Source organism: Xanthovirga aplysinae (assembly GCF_009711365.1).
In the GTDB taxonomy this organism is placed as follows: Bacteria; Bacteroidota; Bacteroidia; order Cytophagales; family Cyclobacteriaceae; genus Xanthovirga; species Xanthovirga aplysinae.
The window spans coordinates 1-573 of record NZ_SMMB01000172.1 but is presented as its reverse complement, the minus strand read 5'-3'; the positions used below and the strand labels follow the sequence as shown (position 1 = coordinate 573).

Here is a 573-nt window from a genome sequence, read left to right as displayed (position 1 = left end):
AATAATTTTTTATATCGAACAAATTACTTCAAACGTGAGTGGACTTGGATAAGAAGAATCTTTGTGATAATTATTCTTGTAATGGGTGTATTGTTTTTGCCAATGGAGAGAGAATTTCAATTTATTAAGCTGGTTCTGGTTGGCCTAATAATATTCTACATTATTGCAAAACCTAAAGACGATCTAGCTGTAACAAGGGAATTTCTTCTTCATATCAAAAGATCAGCAATCACCAAATTCTCTAGAATTGATAAATATAAAATTTCGGCCATGACTTCTATCAGATGCGGTGGAATTCATACTGATAGCTGGGAACTTGTTGATTTTTTTAATGGGGGTGGAAATTCTGGAGGACATTCAAATACCGTAGAAATGAGTTTCAAAAATGGTGAATCTAAAAGCCTTCAATTATCAATAGACAGAAAGAAGCTCAACAAAATTGTAAGATTAATTTACGAATTGAAACAAAACGAAGCCTAACAATGGCCAGCTGCCATGCTTTGCCAAGGCGCACAAAACCGACGCTAAAAAGCACAGCAGCATGCCGGGCCGTTATAGCCAATTCAAAAAATG

Annotated in this window: 1 protein-coding gene; it reads left to right on the top strand. The window is 35.3% G+C overall.

All coding sequences use genetic code 11. The features are described from left to right. Positions 1–480: hypothetical protein (locus tag E1171_RS00295; protein ID WP_222931279.1), on the top strand; the 480-nt coding region annotated here is incomplete at its 5' end. Positions 481–573: the final 93 nt, after the last annotated feature.